The sequence below is a fragment of the Thioalkalivibrio nitratireducens DSM 14787 genome (assembly GCF_000321415.2).
Taxonomy (GTDB): domain Bacteria; phylum Pseudomonadota; class Gammaproteobacteria; order Ectothiorhodospirales; family Ectothiorhodospiraceae; genus Thioalkalivibrio; species Thioalkalivibrio nitratireducens.
Genome location: NC_019902.2, coordinates 1,979,690 through 1,997,756 on the forward strand (window position 1 = coordinate 1,979,690; position 18,067 = coordinate 1,997,756).

Sequence of the window (18,067 nt, forward strand, 5' to 3'; positions counted from 1 at the left end):
TCAGTCCAGCCTCGCGATCAGCGCGTCGAGATCCGCGGTGCCCAGGTTCTCGTGGTAGACCTCGTTGACCATCAGCACCGGCGCGGTGCCACAGGCGCCCAGGCATTCGACAGTGGAGAGCGTGAAGCGCCCGTCCGCGGTGGTCTCGCCGGGACCGATGCCGAGCCGCTCGCTCAGGTGCTCGAGCAGCCACTCGGCGCCGCGCATCGAGCACGACACGTTGCGGCAGACCTGCAGGTGCCAGCGCCCGATCGGCCTGCGCCGCAGCATCGAGTAGAACGACAGCACTTCCTCGATCTGGATGCGCGGAACGCCGAGGTACTCGGCCAGGCCGTCGATGTCGCTGTTGTCGATGTAGCCGCGGTCTTCCTGAATCCGGCGCAGGCAGGGCAGCAGTAGCGTCGCGTCGTGTCCGGGCGGCAGCCGCGTCTTCAGGCGTTCGAACTCGGGGATCAAGTGTTTCACCGGTCGCATTCACCGCCGATCATGTTCACGGTGCCGAAGGTCGAAATGATATCGGCGAACTGGTAGCCCTCGAGCAATTTGTGCAACCCGCCCATGTGCACGAAACTCGGCGCGCGCGCGTGCACCTTGTGCGGCCTGCCGGTGCCGTCGCTGACGAGAAAGAACCCGAGCTCGCCGTTGGCCGCCTCGTGGGCGCGGTAGACCTCGCCGGCGGGCACCTGTGGGCCGTCGATCACCAGCTTGAAGTGGTTGATCAGCGATTCGATCTCGGTGTACACGCGTTCCTTTTCCGGGAGGGTGCAGCGGCGGTCGTCGACATTGATCGGGCCTTCCGGAAGCATCTCGATCAGCTGCCGGATCATGTAGACCGACTCGTCCATTTCACGCATGCGCACGTAGTACCGGTCGTAGTTGTCGCCGTTGATCCCCACCGGCACCTCGAAATCGAGCTCACCGTAGGCGAGGTACGGCGTGTCCCTGCGCAGGTCGCGGGGTGCGCCGGTCGAGCGCAGGATCGGGCCGGTGAAACCCCAGTGAATCGCGTCCTTGGTGGAAATCACGCCGACGTCGCGCGTGCGATCGATGAAGATGCGGTTGCGGTCCATCAGCCCGTGGATGCGGCCGATGTATTCCTCGTACTCATCGAGGATCTCCTCGAGCCGCTTCAGCCAGCCGTCGGGTAAGTCGTGCGCGAGCCCGCCGATGCGCCCGTAGCTGTAGGTGACGCGCGCGCCGGTCAGATCCGCGAGGTGCTCGTAGATCCAGTCGCGGATCGTCATCAGGTACAGGAACGCGGTCATCGCGCCGAGCTCCATCACCGACGCGGCGATACAGGTCATGTGGTCGGCGATGCGCGAGTATTCGGACAGCAAGGTGCGCAGGTAACGGGTGCGCGGCGTGATTTCGACCCCCATCAGCGTCTCGACCGCGTCGCAGTACGCGAAGTCGTTGATCAGCGCCGAGCAGTAGTTCAGCCGGTCGACGTACGGGATCAGTGTGTGCCAGGTGTGCGCCTCGCATTCCTTCTCGAAGCCGCGGTGCAGGTAGCCGCAGTGCACGTCGGCGCGCACGACTTTCTCGCCGCTCAACTCGGCGATGATCTGCAGCGTGCCGTGGGTCGCCGGGTGCGAGGGTCCGATGTTCACGATCACGCCGTCCTCAGTCGACGGCGTTTCGAATGCCGGGCGCACCGGGTTCGGCAAGGTCTCCTCCGTGTCGCGCATCGTCATTACCCGTAGTGCCCGCGACCCACTGTAGGGCGGAAAAGCGCAGCGTCATCCGCCATGCGGCGCACGACCTGGGCACCGCACGCTCCGGCACGCCCCGGCGCCCTGCGGCGGATGACGGCCTTCGGCCTTTTCCGCCCTACGTTGGATGCAGGCGGCATCATTCGCGGTACCTCACCAGCGGCTGCTCGCGGTCCTTCGGGTAATCCTTGCGCAGCGGGTGACCCTCGAAGCCTTCGTAGAGCAGGATCGGGCGCAGGTCGGCGTTGCCGCGAAAACGGATACCGTACATGTCGTGGCATTCGCGTTCCATGAACGCGGCAGAACCGTACAGCGGCACCAGCGAATCGACCTCGGGGTCGACCTCGGTCACCGCGGTCTTCAAACGCACGCGCACGTGGTCGCGGGTGGAGTAGAAGTGGAACACGACGTCGAAACGCGCTTCACGCTCCGGCCAGTCGACCGCGGTCACGTCCAGAAACAGGTCGAAGCCGAAACTCTCCTTTAGCACGCGAACGGTGTCGAGCAGCGCGTCGCGCGGCAGCTGCACGGCCAGCAAACCGTGCGCCAAAGCCGCCTCGCGCCCTTCTCCGGCCAGCCGTTCGCGCACGCGCTCCAGCAGTTCGGTGTTCATCGGTCAGAACTTCTCGTTCACGATCGGATGGCGGGCGTTCGCGATCTTGTCCTGTAACTGCATGATGCCGTCGATCACCGACTCCGGGCGCGGCGGGCAGCCGGGAATGTACACGTCGACCGGAATGATCCGGTCGATTCCCTGCAGCGCCGCGTAGTTCTGGTAGAAGCCGCCGCTGGTCGCGCAGACGCCGAAAGCCATCACCCACTTCGGCTCGCACATCTGCTCGTAGACCTTCTTCAGGATCGGCGCCTGCTTATGGGTGATCGTGCCGACCACCATCATCAGGTCCGACTGGCGTGGCGAGAAGCGCGGCAATGCAGCGCCGAAGCGGTCGGTGTCGTACATCGTCGAACTCACCGACATGAACTCCATCGCGCAGCAGGCGGTGACGAAGGGATAGGGAAAGATCGAGAATTTCCGGGCCCAGCCGACCAATTCGTCCTTGCGCGTGGTCAGGTACTCGAAAGCACCCGTCTTCTCGTGACCCGGGTTCATGAAACCAGCGCCTCCAAACCGGGCGGAAAAGGCCGAAGGCCGTCATCCGCCCTCCGGCGGTGATCATGACGCCGAACGCAGTAGACCGGACCCGTTGCCGGATGGCGGATGATGCTGCGTTCTTCCGCACTGCAAGACAACCGGATCATGCGCGCACGTCCTCCAGCAGCCCCGATTTCCAGACGTAGAGCACGAGCAGGACGAGCAGCAGCAGGAAAAATCCGAACACCAGCAGCAGCGTGCCGGTCAGCGGCTGCGCGCCCAGTGCCCAGAGGAACAGGAAGACCGTCTCCAGTTCGAACAGGATGAACACCACCGCGATTCCGTAGTATTTCACCGGCACCGCCTTCACGTTCATGCGATCGACCGGAGCCGCTCCACATTCGAAGGGCTCGAGTTTCATCGCGCTGGCAGCGGGTTTCGGCCCCAGCGCACGGTTCAGCAACAGCGTGACCGCTACAAAGCCCAGGATCGCGAGCAAATACAACAGGAAGATCGCGTACGGATTCACGACGAATGACCAGCCCCCATTCCGGTTCTTGTTGTAGTGGCCGCCGGCCCCCCTCGGAACCCGGCTTGCGGAACTCCGCGAAAGCATAGGGTATTCTCCGGGCACGTTCCACCGCCGTTGCGCCTGCTCCCTTCTTCCGCAGAACCGTGCGATACACAGCCTATACACAGTCCCGCGTATTGTTGCCGGCCCGCTCCGCTGCATCGGGACTACACTTTCAGGCAGCCCACCGCGCACCGGGGCTCGACGGCCAGCGAACAGCCCCTGGCTGGACGATGCCACCACCCTCCCCGCCACCTCGCAAACGCTGAAACCACCATGGACGAAACCGCATCCCCGACGGAACACGAACACACCCGGACTGGCCTCAGCGTCGACGCACTGCACCGGGCGCTGCTCGACAACCTGTTCTACGTGGTCGGCCGCTTCCCGGCAGTGGCGACGCAGCAGGACTACTACCGCGCACTCGCTTTCACCGTTCGCGACCGCCTGCTGCACCGCTGGCTCCGGACCGTGCAGACCTACAAGGCGGAACGCAGCCGCACCGTCTGCTATCTGTCGGCCGAGTACCTGCCAGGCCCGCAATTGGGACACAACCTGCTCGCCCTGGGCATCTCCGACAATGCCGGCGAGGCCGTGCGCCGGGCCGGACTCGAGCTGGAGGATCTGATCGAGGCAGAGGCGGAACCGGGGCTCGGCAACGGCGGGCTCGGCCGTCTTGCCGCCTGCTATCTGGATTCGCTGGCCACCCTGCAATTGCCCGCGATCGGATACGGTTTGCGCTACGAGTACGGCATCTTCCGCCAGCGCATCGACGAGGGCTGGCAAGTGGAGGTCGCCGACAGCTGGCTACGTGACGGCAACCCGTGGGAGCTGCGCCGCCCGCACATCGCATTCGAGATCAGGCTCGGCGGGCACACCGAACGGTACCTGGACGCGCACGGGCACAGCCGGGTGCGCTGGGTGGGAGGCGAGCTCATCCGTGGTGTCGCCTATGACACGCCGATCCCCGGCTACGGCGTCTACAACAGCAACCTCCTGCGGCTCTGGGCGGCGGAAGCGACCGAATCCTTCGACTTCGGCAGCTTCAATGCCGGCGACTACCAGGGCGCAATGCGCAGGAAGATCCGCTCCGAGACGGTCAGCCGGGTCCTGTATCCCAACGACGAACCGGAAACCGGAAAGCGCCTGCGCCTGCTCCAGGGCTACCTGTTGGTATCCTGTTCCCTGCAGGACATGCTCCGGATCCATCTGGGCAGCGGTGACAGCCTCGACCGGTTCCACCAGCGTTTCGTGGTGCAACTGAACGACACGCATCCCGCGATCGCGGTCGCGGAACTGATGCGCCTGCTGCTCGACGAGCATGGCATGCGGTGGGATCCGGCCTGGGAGCTGACTCGCCGCACATTCGCCTACACCAACCACACGCTGCTGCCCGAGGCACTGGAAAAGTGGCCGCTGCCGCTGTTCGAGGAGACGCTGCCGCGGCACCTGGAGATCATCTTCGACATCAACCAGTGCTTCCTGGACGAGGTGCGCATACGCTTCCCGCATGACGACGCGCTCGCCACTCGGCTGTCGCTGATCGACGAGACCGGGCCCCGGTACGTGCGCATGGCGCACCTCGCCTGTGTCGGCAGTTTCTCGATCAACGGGGTCGCACGGCTGCATACCGGGCTCCTGACGGACACCGTCCTGCGCGACTTTCATGCGCTGTGGCCCGAGCGTTTCAACAACAAGACCAACGGTGTCTCGCCGCGCCGCTTCAGCAACCTGAGCAACCCCGGCCTCTGCGCGCTGCTCTCCCGGGTGGCGGGCCCGGGCTGGGCCGCCGATGCCGAACGCCTGCGCCTGCTCGAGCCGTATGCCCACCAGCCGGAGATCTACCCGGAATGGCGACGTATCAAGCTCGAGCGCAAGCGTGCGCTGGCCCGGTACATCGCCGCTCAGACCGGCGTCGCAGTCGACCCCGAGTCGATGTTTGACGTCCAGGTCAAGCGGATCCACGAGTACAAGCGCCAGCACCTGAACGTGCTGCACATCATTGCGCTTTACAGCCGGATCAAGATGGATCCGGCACTGGACCCGGTGCCCCGCACGTTCGTATTTGGCGGCAAGGCGGCCCCCGGGTATGCCATGGCCAAGCTGATCATCAAGCTGATTCACTCGGTGGGCGAAGTCGTGAACCGCGATCCGGCAGTCCGGGATCGTTTGCGGGTGGTGTTCGTACCGGATTTCAACGTCAAGGTAGCCCAGCGCATCTACCCGGCCGCCGACCTGTCGGAACAGATCTCGCTCGCGGGAAAGGAGGCCTCGGGCACCGGAAACATGAAGTTCGCGCTGAACGGTGCGCTGACCATCGGGACCCTGGACGGCGCAAACGTCGAAATCCGGGAGGAAGTAGGTCCGGAGAACTTCTTCCTGTTCGGACTGACCAGCGCCGAGGTGGATGCGCTGAAACGTTCGGGCTACTGCCCGTACGGCTGCTACCGCGAGAATCCGCTACTGCGAGAGGCAATCGACCTGCTGGCGGAGGGCCTGTTCTCGCACGGCGACCGGGACCTGTTCCGGCCGTTGGTCGATCACCTGCTGCACCGGGACGACTACATGCTCCTGGCCGACTTCCAGTCCTATGTCGACTGCCAGGACCGGGTGGATCGAGCGTTTCGGGATGCCGACTCGTGGACGCGCATGTCGATGCTGAACGTCGCCCGCATGGGGCGCTTTTCCTCCGACCGGGTGGTGCAGGAGTACTGCCGCGACATCTGGAGGCTGGAGCCGGTGACCATCAGGCCGTAGGATGTCGCACTGTCACCCGCCTACTACACGGAGCCGCCGATGGCCCAGACCAACCCAACCGACGACGCCCCCCCGGCACATGCGCTGCTGCTGGTGGCGCCCGGGTGCCCGCACTGCGCCACGATGCTCGACGGGCTGGGCACACTGGTCAAGGAAGGCACGCTGGCCCGCCTCGAGGTCGTGAACATCGCCGCCGCACCGTCGGTCGCGGCCGAGTTGTCGGTACGCTCGGTTCCATGGGCACGCGTCGGAGCCTTCGACCTGGCGGGGCTCCACACGCTGGAAGAACTCCGACACTGGACACGGCTGGCGGGCGAGGAAAACGGCATGACGCTGTACCTTGCCGACCTGCTCGCGACCGGGCGCCGGTCCCAGGTGGCAGAACGCGTTCGACAGGATCCCGCATTGCTGCAACGACTGGTGGACCTTCTCGGCGACGATGACACCGGGCTCAGTGTCCGGATCGGAGTGATGGCAACCTTCGAGGAGCTGCAGGATTCGGGCATGCTGGATGGACTGGCGGAGTCGCTCGCCCCGCTCACCCGGCATCCGGAGCCCCGAGTACGCGCCGATGGCTGCCATGCCCTGGCCCTGACCGGTTCGACCGATGCGATCGGGTGGGTCGAATCCTGCACGAACGACCCGGATCCCGAGGTGCGCGAGACCGCGGCCGACGCGCTCGAAATGCTGGCCAAGGCCCGACCGGCGCGGGAAACACGTTAACTCTCATGACCCTAGGCCACCCCCGACCATGAAAGGCGATCGGCCAGAGGGCTGGCCTCCGGGGGGCGCAGTGCTGTTTAGGGTGGCCCGCGACGTTGGAATCCACCGTGTAGGAGCGAGGCCATGACCGTGACTTTCACGTTAACTGTCATGGCGCGGGCAGCCACCCCCGATGATGAAAGAGGCGTAGGGCGGAAGAGGCCGAAGGCCGTCATCCGCCGACCGGCGTTGGGGATGCTGCGGGCGCCTGGGCACTGCGAACGCCATGTGGCGGATGACGCTGCGCTCTTCCGCCCTACGGGTCGCCAGGGACACGAGACAGGCCGTGACTTTCACGCCAACTGTCATGGCCAGCGGCCACCCCGCAACATGAAAAGGCGAGCCACGGAAAGCACGGACAGACACGGAAAAAGGATTTGATTTGTTTCATCTTCCGTGATTTCCGTGTCCTTCCGTGGCTGGTCTTCCTTGTTCGAGACGGCACGCAGCGCCCGGATCGTCAGCTGCGCCCTGCACGCAGGATGCCCCGCGTGCTGGTCTGAATGAATTCCAGCAGTCGCCTGACCTCGGCCACGTCGGTCTCGGCCAGCAGGCTCGCGACTCGGGCCTTGCGATCGCTGCGCCCCCGTAGAACCTCGGCGAACGCCCGGTGCAGCGCCTGAATGCCCTCCTCCGGGAAACCCTTGCGGCGCAGCCCCACCTTGTTGATGCCGATCAGCCGGGCGTAATTGCCACTGGCGAGGCAGTACGGCGGAAGATCGCGGTTCAGCGCGGCCCCCATGCTGGTGAATGCATGCATTCCGACACGGCAGAACTGGTGCACCAGGGTGAACCCGCCCAGCGTGCAGCCGTCCTGGACCTCAACGTGGCCGGCGAGCGAGGCCGCGTTCGAGAAGATGATGCCGTTGCCGATGATGCAGTCATGGGCGATGTGCACATAGGCCATGATCAGGTTGTCGTGACCGATGACCGTCTCCCCGCGGCCCTTCTCGGTGCCGCGGCTCAGCGTCGCGCATTCCCGGATCACGTTCCGGTCCCCGATCACCAGGCGTGTCGGCTCGCCACGGTAGCTGCGATCCTGGGGTGCCTCGCCGACGGAGGCGAACTGGTAGATGCGGTTTTCGCGCCCGATCTCCGTCGGACCCTGTATCACCACATGAGGACCGATCCAGGTATCGGCCCCGATTCGTACATTCGCGCCGATCACCGAGAAGGCCCCGACATGCGCCGAAGAGTCGATCTCCGCGCTCGGGTGGACGTCGGCGCGCGGGTCGATCATGCGTCGATGTCCTTCCCTGCACACATCAGGTCGGCGGATGCACAGAGATCTTCGCCCACATGCGCCTCGGCAGTGAAACGCCAGATGCCGCGCACGGTACGCACGTGCTCCACCCGCAGCAGCAGCTGGTCGCCGGGTTCGACCTGGCGGCGGAACCGCGCCTGGTCGATACCTACGAACAGGTACAACTGCTGCTTATCCTGGTTGACCCCCCGGTGTTCCTCGGTCTTGAAGGCCAGCAGTCCCGTCGCCTGCGCCAGAGCCTCGAGAATCAGCACGCCGGGCATCACCGGCTTGATCGGGAAATGCCCCTGAAAGAAGGGCTCGTTGAAGCTGACGTTCTTGATCGCCGTCAGGTAGCGCCCCGGTTGGTAATCGGTCACCCGGTCCACGAGGAGGAAAGGATACCGATGCGGAAGATAGCGCATCACCTCAAGAATGCTCAGACCGTCCACGTGATCGTTCCCTTCTGTTTGTTCTGGATTCCGGTGCCGGCGGCACCCCTCCCTACCCTACCGTGCGGGCCTGAATCACTGCCGTTGGCGGCGACCCAGCCTCCGGAGTGCGGCCAGACTGAAATTCCAGACCCGGGCCTCCTGATGCGGCACGCCCGAGGCATAGTGCCCGGAGCGGGGGATCGACCGCGTCACCAGCGTCATCGCATGGATGGTCACGTGGTCGGCAATCTGGAGATGCCCGAGTATACCGGCTCCCCCACCGATCGCGCAGTGCTTCCCGATATGCGCGCTTCCCGCGATCCCGGCACAGCCCGCGATCGCGGTATGGTCCCCAATGCGTACGTTATGGGCGATATGGACCAGATTATCAATCTTGACACCGCTGCCGATCACGGTATCGTCCAGCGCCCCGCGATCGATGGTGGTGTTGGCCCCGATCTCCACCCCGTCACCGATGATCACGGTGCCCAGCTGCTCGACCTTGATCCATTCTCCCTGATCCGCGGCGAATCCGAAGCCGTCCGCACCGATCACCGCCCCCGGCTGGATGATTACGCCGGATCCGATCCGGACACCGTCCAGGATCGAACAGTTGGCATAAATGTACCCGTCGGCTCCCACTTCGGCATCGTCGCCAATGACGGTGCCCGCACCGACATGGACACGGGCACCGATGCGGGAACCGGCGCCGATGCTGGCCCCGGCACAGACCCGGGCCGACGGGTCCACGACCGCCTCCGGGTGGACCCGCGCACCGGCCTCCACGCCCGAATGCACCGGGCGCTTTCGGTACAGCAGCGTGCTCAGCCGGGCGAAGGCGGCATGCGGATTGGCGACCAGCACAAAGCTGCGGCAGGAGGTATCCAGTTCCGCCGGTGCGACCAGGCCGTCGCGCAGCAGGACGATTCCTCCCGCCGCATTCAGTGCCGCGATGTGGTGCCGGGCGGTTGCATAGGAAATATCACCGTCACCCGCCCGATCCAGCGGCGCCAGGCGAAAGCCGCGGCGCTCCGGGGACCCGAGGACCCGTCCGTCAAGAAGATCGCCCAGCTCCAGTGCGGCAAGGCCGCGGTCACCGGCGACGCTGCATCGCGGCGATGATGTCATCGGTTATGTCGATACGTTCACTGGAATACAGCACGTTGCGTTCGGTGAGGATCAGGTCGATGTCCCGTTCCCGGGCCAAATCGATGATCGCATCGTTGATCATTCGCTGGAGCTTCGCCAGTTCCTCGTTGCGCCGGACGTTCAGGTCTTCGGTAAAGCTTTCCTGCGCCCGGCGGAATTCGCGCGAGCGTGCAGTGAACTCGCGCTCCAGGTCCGCTCGCTGGTTCGCGGTCATCAACTCGCCTTCGCGCTCGAGCCGATCCCGCAGCTTCTGGAGCTCCTCGCGCTCGGCGACCAGTTGCGAATCACGCGGTGAGAACTCGCGTTCGAGTTCGCGCATGGCCTGGGCCGCCTGAGGCGAATCTTCCAGGATCCGGTTCATCGTGACGAACGCCACGTTCTGTGCCACCAGCACCCCCGGCCACAACACCGCGCCGTAGACCAGCGCGCTGGCGACGATGGCGGTCCAAGTCTTCATGCACCCTCCTGCCACATGGGTGAAATTGCAGTCATGCGGGGCATCCCTGGTCCCGTTCTAGAACGCAGCCCCGAGCAAGAACTGCACGCTCTGCGTTTCATCGCCGCTCTTCTCGCGCAGCGGCACACCGTAGCTCAGCGTCAGCGGGCCCACCGGAGACATCCAGGTCATCGCCAGACCGGCAGACACCCGAAGTTCGTCAGGCTCGAAGTCGCTGACGCGCTCGAATACCTGTCCGGCATCGACAAAGGAGCTCATGCGCACCGCGTCGTTGTCCGCGGCAAACGGCAGCGGGAAATACAACTCGACGGAACCGGTGGTGCGGAAGCTGCCTCCGAAGGGCTCGTCGTTGCTGTCACGCGGTCCGAGGCTATTGTCCTTGAAGCCCCGCACCGAGCGGATACCGCCACCGAAGTAGTGTTCGAAGAAAGGCAGCCCATCCGTACCGCCGTAGCCGTCACCATAGCCGACGCCCGCCGACAGACTGAGCGAGTAGGTATCGGAGAGCTTGAAGATTTCCTGACCCGAATAGTTCAAGCGGTAATACTGCAGGTCACTCCCGGGGAGGACCAGTTCGGCACCGACGCGGTGCCGCCGACCGGAAGCCGCGAAGATCACGCTGTCCCGCGTATCGTGGGTATAGGACACCTCGGTCGAGAACAGGTTGTAGCGGTCGCCCTCGCGGTCGATGAAATCGAGGATCTCCCCCGGGGTACTCGCAACCGTGACGATCTCGACATCCTCCAACTGCGGTCGGATGGTCACGGTCCCGAACTCGGACAGCGGGATGCCGTAGGTCACGTTCGCCCCGAGCCGGTTGGTCGCAAAACGCGAAATATCGGCTTCTTCCGCGTCGAGCTCCTGGTAGAAGACCGAGAACCCGCGGCTCGCACCGTGGATCGTGTAATGCGGGTTCAGCACGCTGAAGTTCACCAGCTGCGAGACATCGCTGCGGCTGAGCGAGATCGAGACCCGGTTGCCACTGCCCAGGAAATTATCCTGGGTCAGGCTGCCGGTGAGCAAGAGCCCCTGGTTCTGGGAGAACCCCGCTCCGAGCGACAGGGCCCCGGACATCCGTTCGACCACCGCAATCTCGAGATCGACCTCGTCGTCGCTCCCGGCGACTCGGCGCGTCTCGATGTTCACCCTCTCGACGAACGGGAGACGCTGCACACGGACCCGCGATCGGTCGACCTGGTCGCCATTGAACCAGGCTCCCTCCATCTGGCGCAGCTCGCGACGGTACACGGTCTCCAGGGTCCGGCTGTTACCGGTGATGCTGATCCGGCGCACGTATACACGCGGCCCCGGGTCGACGAAAAAGGTCAATGCGATTTCCCGGGTGTCCTCGTCAACCTCCGGGATCGGATTCACGTTGGCAAACGCGAACCCGTCCGTGGTCAGACGGCGGGAGATGCGCTCGGCGGATTCCACCACCTCGCGGCGGGAGAACACCTCACCGGGCTGTACCTCGATCAGTTCGCGCAGCTCCTCGGCCGGCACGATCAGATCGCCCGCGAGATCCACCGATCCGATCCGGTACTGCTCGCCCTCGTCGATGTTGATCGTGATGTAGATATCCTTGCGGTCGGGGGTCAGCGTCACCTGGGTGGAATCGATATCGAAATTCAGGAACCCTTCATCGAGATAATGCGAGCGCAGCTGTTCCAGATCGCCGGAGAGCTTCTGGCGGGAATAGTGGTCACGCCGGCTCAGAAAAGCCCACCAGCGCGGGACACCGGACTCGAACCGCCGGGTCAAGGCGCGATCGTCAAAGGTCTCATTGCCCACGACGTTCACTTCGCGGATCCGGGCCACCTGGCCTTCCGCGATCGTGATCTCCACGTCGACCCGGTTGCGCGGCAGCTCGGTGATCTCGATGTCGATCTGTACGTTGTAGCGCCCGCGCGCGAGGTACTGCTGCCGCAACTCGTTCTCGATGCGGTCGAGGATGGTGCGGTTGAATACCCGCCCGCGCTGCAGACCGACCCCCTGCAGGGCGTCGGTCAGCGCATCGGTCGGGATGTCGCGGTTGCCCGAGAACCGGATGTCGTTGATCGCCGGTCGCTCCTGCACGATCACGACCAGCACGTCGCCGCGCCGCGCCACCTCCACGTCGCTGAAAAAACCGGTCTGGAACAGCGCGCGGATCACTTCGGGGCTGCGCGCATCGTCGAACACGTCGCCGACCTGAACGGGCAGGTAGGTCAACGTCGTTCCAGCGGTGATGCGCTCGAGCCCCTCGATCTCGATGTCCTCGATCACGTAGGTCGGCGCCCAGGCCATCCCGGAAGCCAGCAGCAGTCCGCACAGCGTCAAGGTCTGCAATAGGTGTCGCGTCATATCCGTCGCCAGGTAGATCGAGCCACAAGCGCCGCCGGACTAGCCGAACAGGCGCGTGATGTCGTTGTACAGCGCCAGCATCATCAGCCCGGCGATCGCCACCAGCCCGAGTTGCTGGCCGATCAGCTGTGTCCGCTCGGAGACCGCGCTGCCCTTGATCCATTCCACCAGATTGAACATCAGGTGGCCGCCATCCAGCACCGGAATCGGCAGGAGATTAATGATACCGAGCGAGACACTGACGAGCGCAAGGAACCCGAGGAAGGCCGTGATACCGATGATCGCGGTCATGCCCGCGAACTCAGCGATTGTAACCGGTCCGGCGATGTTTTTGACCGACGCCTCGCCAATGATCATCCGTCCGAGCACTCGCAGAGTCAGGATGCTGACCTCCCAGGTCCGAGCCACGCCCGCCACCAGCCCGTCCACCGGCCCCAGGCGCACCAGCGTGGAGATCTCCCGCAACTGCGGCTGATCGGTATCCACGCCCGCACCGATGCGCCCGTGCCGCTCACCATCGGTCTCGACCTCGGCGGGAACCACGGTCAGCTCGATCGTATCGCCGTTGCGGATCACCCGCAGCTGCAGGGGCTGACCGGGAGCCGCCTGGATGGCCGCCACCCAGGTTTCCCAAGTCTCGACGCCGTCGCCGTCGACACTGACGACGCGGTCCCCCGGCTGCAGCCCACCCTCCGCGGCCGGGCTACCGCGCTCGACGCTCCCGATCAGCGGCTCCAGCGCGGGCCGGTAGGGACGCAGGCCCAAACGCGTGAGAAACTGGCCTTCGCCGAGCAGTTCGCGCCGATTCTCCAGCGCGATACTGCGCACCCGTTCGCGGCCGTCACGGTCGATCACGACCACCGACACTTCGTCGGCGCGGACCGCGTGGTCGAGCAGGCGCAGATTGGCCTGATCCCAGTCCTGAACCCGGTGTCGGCCGACCATTCGGATCTCGTCACCGAATTGCATCCCGCTGGCCGCCGCGGCACTCCCCGGTTCCACCTCCCCGACGACCGGCTTCAGCCCCGGCACGCCAATCATGAACATCAGTGCATAGGCCACCATCGCGAACAGGAAATTCGCGGCCGGCCCGGCGACGATCACGAAACTGCGGGCGGCCAGCGGCTTGCGGTTGAAGGCACGCCCGGCATCGCGCTCCGGAACCGGCGCCTCGCGCTCGTCGAGCATCTTCACGTAACCGCCCAGCGGGATCGCCGCCACCACGAACTCCGTGCGGTCGCGACCGAACAGGCGGCGATAGATCGGCTTGCCAAAGCCGACGGAGAAGCGCAGCACCTTCACGCCCATCAGCCGGGCCGCCAGGTAATGGCCGTACTCGTGCACGGTGACGAGGACGCCGATAGCCACGATGAACGCGGCGAGGCTGGTCAGGATAGTCATCGATTCAGTCTGTCATTGCTCGGTAGCGCGACCTGCGACGGATTCCCCAGCATAGTCCCGCGCCCGGGCATCCAACGCAAGAATCCTTTCCAGCGAATCCGCCGGCTCGACCGGGATCGCCGCCAGGGTGTCGTCGATCACGCGCGCGATCGCGGTGAACGGCATCCTCTCGTCCAGAAAGGCCGCCACAGCGACCTCGTTCGCCGCATTCAGCACGGTTGTGGCGGTCCCGCCCGCCGTCAGCGCCCGATAGGCCAGTCCCAGGCAAGGGAAGCGTTCGGGCGACGGCTCGGCGAAGTCGAGCCGTCCAACGCTCAGCAAGTCCAGCGCGCCCACTCCGGACGCCATTCGCCCCGGCCAGGCCAGCGCGTGCGCGATCGGTGTGCGCATGTCCGGCTGGCCAAGCTGGGCCAGCACCGAGCCATCGCTATAGGCCACCATCGAGTGGACGATGCTTTGCGGGTGCAGCACCACCCGGATGGCATCTGCTTCCAGCGCAAACAGCCAGCGCGCCTCGATCACCTCAAGACCCTTGTTCATCATCGTCGCCGAATCGACCGAGATCTTTCGGCCCATCTCCCAGTTCGGGTGCGCGCAGGCCTCGTCCGGCGTGATCGCGTCGAACGTTTCCAGGGGGCGGTCCCGGAACGGTCCGCCGGACGCGGTCAGCCAGATCCGCTGCGCACCGTGCGGATGAATCGGGTCCGCACAGCGATAGCCGGCGGGCAGGCACTGGAAGATCGCATTGTGCTCGCTGTCCACCGGCAGCAGCCGGGCGCCGCTGCGCGCAACGGCATCGATCAGCAACGCGCCGGACATCACCAGCGACTCCTTGTTCGCGAGCAGCAGCCGCTTGCCCGATTCGGCCGCCGCCAGGGTCGGCAGCAGTCCTGCAGCACCGACGATCGCGGCCATCACGATGTCGACCTCCGGGGCCGCGGCAGCGGTCGCCAGCGCCTGCGCACCGCTTCGGACCTCGGTGAGGCTGCCGGCCCGTGCCAACAGGTCGCGCAGTGCCGCGCCGGCCTCCGGATCGACCATCACCGCCACCGCCGGACGGTGCTCGAGGCATTGTTCGGCCAACCGCTCGACGTTCGACTGCGCAGTCAGCGCGTAGACCTCGAAGCGGTCGTGCTGGCGCGCCAGCACATCGAGCGTGCTAACGCCGATGCTGCCCGTCGATCCCAGGATCGTAACCCGTTCCCGCGGCACGCTTACCCCCCCCCTTGCGGGAACAGGGCGGTCCATAGCAACCCAGCGGCGAAGACGGGCGCCGCGGCGGTCAGGCTGTCGACCCGGTCGAGGATGCCGCCATGCCCGGGCAGCAAGGCCCCGCTATCCTTTGCGCCTGCCTCACGCTTGAGCACGCTCTCCTGCAGATCCCCGGCAACCGAGACCAGTGCCACCACGATCCCCAGCAGCACGAACACCAGCGCATCCATGGCCAGCAGCCCGAAGCCCCAGGCACCGACCAGCGCCACCGGGACGGTGGCAGCCAGCGTACCGAGCAGGCCCTCCCGGGTCTTGCCAGGGCTGATGTCGGGTGCCAGCTTGCTGCGGCCGAAACGCCGACCGACGACGAATGCCCCGGTGTCCGCAGCCGCCACCAGCAGGAGCAGATAGATCACCAGCATCGGGGCACTGGCATGCAGCCATACCAGCGCCAGCGCTGCCGGGGCCAGCGTTGGGAAAGCCGCACCGCGCAGCAGCCAGCGGCCCCACGTTCCCGCGCCGAGCCCGGGACGGTACGTCGGCAGCCCGACAAACACCAGCCCCCACCAGACGACCCCGAGCCAGAGCACCCAGGCATGCATCTCGGTCCACCCGGCACCGCCCCAGGCCAGCAGCAGGCTCGCCGGCACCGCCAGCACCAGCACCGCAAACGCGGCACGCGTGCCCTTGGTGGCGAAGCGGCCGAGCCGCGCCCATTCGAAGGCACCCAGCGCGACCACCAGCAACACGAAGCCCGCGACCACCCCGCTCGGTGCGAACGCGATCAGCAAGAAGACGGGGACGATGACCGCGATCGCGGTGACGACTCGCTGCCTAAGCATCGCGGGCCTCGGCCTGATGCGGGGTCTGGCCGAATCGGCGCTGGCGCTTCAGGTAGGTTTCCAGCGTGCCCAGCAGATCCTGCTCCGTGACGTCGGGCCAGAGCGTATCCAGGAAGAAGAGTTCGGCATAGGCGGACTGCCACAGGAGGAAGTTACTGATGCGCTTCTCGCCACCGGTGCGAATCAGCATATCCACCGGGGGCAGGCCTGTCGTGCTCAGGTAGTCTTCGAAGCGCTCGGGGTCGGGCGCACCGCCCGCACTGTCGCGCAACCAGCGCTGGGCGGCCTGCAGGATATCCCAGCGCCCCCCGTAACCAAGCGCCACCACCAGCGTCATCACCTCGTTGGCCGCGGTCGCGGCCTCGGCCTCGGCCATCCGTTGCTGCAGCGGCTGCGGAAAATCCGCACGCTCGCCGATAAAACGCAGGCAGATCCCCTTCTCCGAGAGCTCCGGGAGTTCGGCCTCGATCGCGCTCACGAACAGGTCGAACAAGGCGTCCACCTCGCCCCGGGGCCGCTGCCAGTTCTCGCTGCTGAACGCGAAAATCGTCAGCGCTTGGACCCCGCGATTTGCGAAGAACTCGACCGCCCGGCGGGTCGCCTTCAGCCCTTCCCGGTGCCCGTCGCTGCGCGTCAGACCACGGGATTCGGCCCAGCGACCGTTGCCGTCCATGATGATCGCTACATGGGCCGGTCCTGCATCGGCGAGCTTCGGGGTTGCGGAGATCAAACCTCCATCAACTCCGCTTCCTTCTCGGCCAGCATTTCGTCGATGCGGGCCACGTGCTCGTCGGTCAGCTTCTGGATCCGCTCCCCGGCGCGCCGTTCCTCGTCCTCCGAGATCTCCTTGTCCTTCACCTGCTGCTTCAGCGCGTGGTTCGCATCGCGCCGGATGTTGCGGATCGCTACCCGGGCGTTTTCGGCCTCTCCGCGCACGACCTTGACCAAGTCGCGCCGCCGCTCCTCGGTCAGCGCCGGCAGCGGCACCCGGATCACGGTGCCTACCGTCGCCGGGTTCAGGCCCAGGTCGGACGTCATGATCGCCTTCTCGACCTTGCCGACCATGTTCCGTTCCCATGGCGTCACCGTCAGCGTCCGGGCGTCCTCGACGTTGACGTTCGCGACCTGGTTGATCGGCACTTCCGATCCGTAGTACTCGACCAGCACATGATCGAGCAGGCTGGAGTGGGCCCGTCCGGTACGAATCTTGGTGAACTCCGAGCGCAGCGCCTCGAGCGACTTGTCCATGCGCTGGCTTGCGTCGTTGAAGATGGCTTGCGTCATTGAATGGCCCCCTCGACCAGGGTACCCACCGGCTCGCCCATCACCAGCCGCTGCAGGTCGCCCTTGGCAAACATATTCATTACTCGCAGTGGCAGCTGGTTGTCCCGGCACATCACCAGCGCGGTCGTATCCATCACGCCCAGGCGGCGTTCCAGCGCCTCGTCGAACGTCAGACGCTCGAAGCGCCGGGCGTCGCTGCGCTGCATCGGATCGGCATCGTACACCCCGTCGACCTTGGTCGCCTTGATCATCAATTCCGCGTTGATCTCGATCGCACGCAGGGCCGCAGCCGAATCCGTGGTGAAAAAGGGATTGCCGGTACCGGCCGCGAACACCACGATCCGGCCCTTCTCCAGGTGGCGCACCGCGCGGCGCCGGATGTAATCCTCGCAGACCTGGTTGATCCGGATCGCCGACATCACCCGACAGAACCGGCCAGTCCGCTCGATCGCATCCTGCAGCGCGAGCGCGTTGATCACCGTGGCCAGCATCCCCATGTGGTCGCCGGTGACCCGGTCCATCCCGCCCTTGGCCAGACCCGCGCCCCGGAAAATATTGCCGCCGCCGATCACGATCCCGACTTCGACCCCGAGTGTGGAGAGTTCGGCCACTTCCTGCGCCACCTGGTCGAGCACGGCCGGATCGACGCCGTACTCCTGGGCTCCCATGAAGGCCTCACCGCTCAGCTTGAGAAGAATGCGCCTGTACGCCGGCTGGCCTTCCTGATTCATGGTGCTCCTCGATGGCGAACGGAAACTCTAGGATAGCGTCGGAACGGGGCGGCGTGCGCCGCCCGTCTTGTACCCG

Annotated in this window: 19 protein-coding genes; 2 read left to right on the forward strand and 17 right to left on the reverse strand. The window is 65.5% G+C overall.

The genetic code is table 11. The features are described from left to right. The 5 genes from TVNIR_RS09185 to TVNIR_RS09205 all read right to left on the reverse strand — a co-directional run bounded on the left by TVNIR_RS09185 (window position 1) and on the right by TVNIR_RS09205 (window position 3,421). Window positions 1-474, reverse strand: a complete 474-nt coding sequence (locus TVNIR_RS09185; protein WP_015258741.1) for an NADH-quinone oxidoreductase subunit NuoE family protein — start codon at window positions 472-474, stop codon at window positions 1-3. Further along, entirely contained in the window at window positions 462-1,688 is a 1,227-nt protein-coding gene (nuoD, locus tag TVNIR_RS09190) for an NADH dehydrogenase (quinone) subunit D (RefSeq protein ID WP_043739558.1), read from the reverse strand. Before nuoD ends, TVNIR_RS09185 begins: the two co-directional genes overlap by 13 nt. 163 nt (window positions 1,689-1,851) lie before the next feature. Continuing rightward, window positions 1,852-2,325 (reverse strand): NADH-quinone oxidoreductase subunit C, encoded by a 474-nt coding sequence (locus tag TVNIR_RS09195; RefSeq protein WP_015258743.1) that lies wholly within the window; start codon window positions 2,323-2,325, stop codon window positions 1,852-1,854. 3 nt (window positions 2,326-2,328) lie between these two features. After that, window positions 2,329-2,823 carry an NADH-quinone oxidoreductase subunit B gene (locus tag TVNIR_RS09200; RefSeq protein ID WP_015258744.1) on the reverse strand — a complete coding sequence of 165 codons (495 nt, stop codon included), beginning with the start codon at window positions 2,821-2,823 and terminating at the stop codon, window positions 2,329-2,331. 145 nt (window positions 2,824-2,968) lie between these two features. Beyond that, window positions 2,969-3,421 carry an NADH-quinone oxidoreductase subunit A gene (locus tag TVNIR_RS09205; RefSeq protein WP_015258745.1) on the reverse strand — a complete coding sequence of 151 codons (453 nt, stop codon included), beginning with the start codon at window positions 3,419-3,421 and terminating at the stop codon, window positions 2,969-2,971. 231 nt (window positions 3,422-3,652) lie between these two features. Here TVNIR_RS09205 and TVNIR_RS09210 point away from each other — a divergent pair, with 231 nt between their 5' ends. Further along, entirely contained in the window at window positions 3,653-6,133 is a 2,481-nt protein-coding gene (locus tag TVNIR_RS09210; RefSeq protein ID WP_015258746.1) for a glycogen/starch/alpha-glucan phosphorylase, read from the forward strand. Window positions 6,134-6,172: 39 nt separating this feature from the next. Next, window positions 6,173-6,856, forward strand: a complete 684-nt coding sequence (locus TVNIR_RS09215; RefSeq protein WP_015258747.1) for a HEAT repeat domain-containing protein — start codon at window positions 6,173-6,175, stop codon at window positions 6,854-6,856. A 141-nt stretch (window positions 6,857-6,997) separates the two neighbouring features. Here TVNIR_RS09215 and TVNIR_RS20685 read toward each other — a convergent pair whose 3' ends face one another. From TVNIR_RS20685 to pyrH, 12 genes are all read right to left on the reverse strand, one after another. Then, window positions 6,998-7,204 carry a hypothetical protein gene (locus TVNIR_RS20685; RefSeq protein WP_083499420.1) on the reverse strand — a complete coding sequence of 69 codons (207 nt, stop codon included), beginning with the start codon at window positions 7,202-7,204 and terminating at the stop codon, window positions 6,998-7,000. Window positions 7,205-7,355: 151 nt separating this feature from the next. Further along, a complete protein-coding gene (gene lpxA / locus TVNIR_RS09220; RefSeq protein WP_015258748.1) occupies window positions 7,356-8,135 on the reverse strand; it encodes an acyl-ACP--UDP-N-acetylglucosamine O-acyltransferase in 780 nt (259 codons plus the stop codon). Next, window positions 8,132-8,590: a 3-hydroxyacyl-ACP dehydratase FabZ gene (gene fabZ, locus TVNIR_RS09225; RefSeq protein WP_015258749.1), complete on the reverse strand. Its 459-nt coding sequence runs from the start codon at window positions 8,588-8,590 to the stop codon at window positions 8,132-8,134. The genes lpxA and fabZ overlap by 4 nt, the downstream gene beginning before the upstream one ends. Window positions 8,591-8,665: 75 nt before the next feature. Continuing rightward, window positions 8,666-9,700 (reverse strand): UDP-3-O-(3-hydroxymyristoyl)glucosamine N-acyltransferase, encoded by a 1,035-nt coding sequence (gene lpxD / locus TVNIR_RS09230; protein ID WP_015258750.1) that lies wholly within the window; start codon window positions 9,698-9,700, stop codon window positions 8,666-8,668. Further along, complete coding sequence (locus tag TVNIR_RS09235; RefSeq protein WP_015258751.1) at window positions 9,666-10,178, reverse strand: OmpH/Skp family outer membrane protein; 513 nt, start codon at window positions 10,176-10,178, stop codon at window positions 9,666-9,668. The genes lpxD and TVNIR_RS09235 overlap by 35 nt, the downstream gene beginning before the upstream one ends. Before the next feature lie 57 nt (window positions 10,179-10,235). Next, on the reverse strand, window positions 10,236-12,521 hold the full coding sequence (gene bamA / locus TVNIR_RS09240) for an outer membrane protein assembly factor BamA (RefSeq protein ID WP_015258752.1): 2,286 nt from the start codon (window positions 12,519-12,521) through the stop codon (window positions 10,236-10,238). A gap of 39 nt (window positions 12,522-12,560) precedes the next feature. Then, entirely contained in the window at window positions 12,561-13,922 is a 1,362-nt protein-coding gene (gene rseP / locus TVNIR_RS09245; protein ID WP_015258753.1) for an RIP metalloprotease RseP, read from the reverse strand. A gap of 12 nt (window positions 13,923-13,934) precedes the next feature. Continuing rightward, window positions 13,935-15,134 (reverse strand): 1-deoxy-D-xylulose-5-phosphate reductoisomerase, encoded by a 1,200-nt coding sequence (gene ispC / locus TVNIR_RS09250; protein WP_015258754.1) that lies wholly within the window; start codon window positions 15,132-15,134, stop codon window positions 13,935-13,937. Between the two features lie 2 nt (window positions 15,135-15,136). Next, window positions 15,137-15,976 (reverse strand): phosphatidate cytidylyltransferase, encoded by an 840-nt coding sequence (locus TVNIR_RS09255; protein ID WP_015258755.1) that lies wholly within the window; start codon window positions 15,974-15,976, stop codon window positions 15,137-15,139. Beyond that, entirely contained in the window at window positions 15,969-16,703 is a 735-nt protein-coding gene (gene uppS, locus TVNIR_RS09260; protein WP_157092350.1) for a polyprenyl diphosphate synthase, read from the reverse strand. Before uppS ends, TVNIR_RS09255 begins: the two co-directional genes overlap by 8 nt. Then, window positions 16,703-17,260, reverse strand: coding sequence for a ribosome recycling factor (frr, locus tag TVNIR_RS09265; RefSeq protein WP_015258757.1), 558 nt, complete (start codon window positions 17,258-17,260; stop codon window positions 16,703-16,705). Before frr ends, uppS begins: the two co-directional genes overlap by 1 nt. Continuing rightward, window positions 17,257-17,991 carry a UMP kinase gene (pyrH, locus tag TVNIR_RS09270; protein ID WP_015258758.1) on the reverse strand — a complete coding sequence of 245 codons (735 nt, stop codon included), beginning with the start codon at window positions 17,989-17,991 and terminating at the stop codon, window positions 17,257-17,259. Before pyrH ends, frr begins: the two co-directional genes overlap by 4 nt. Window positions 17,992-18,067 lie beyond the last annotated feature (76 nt).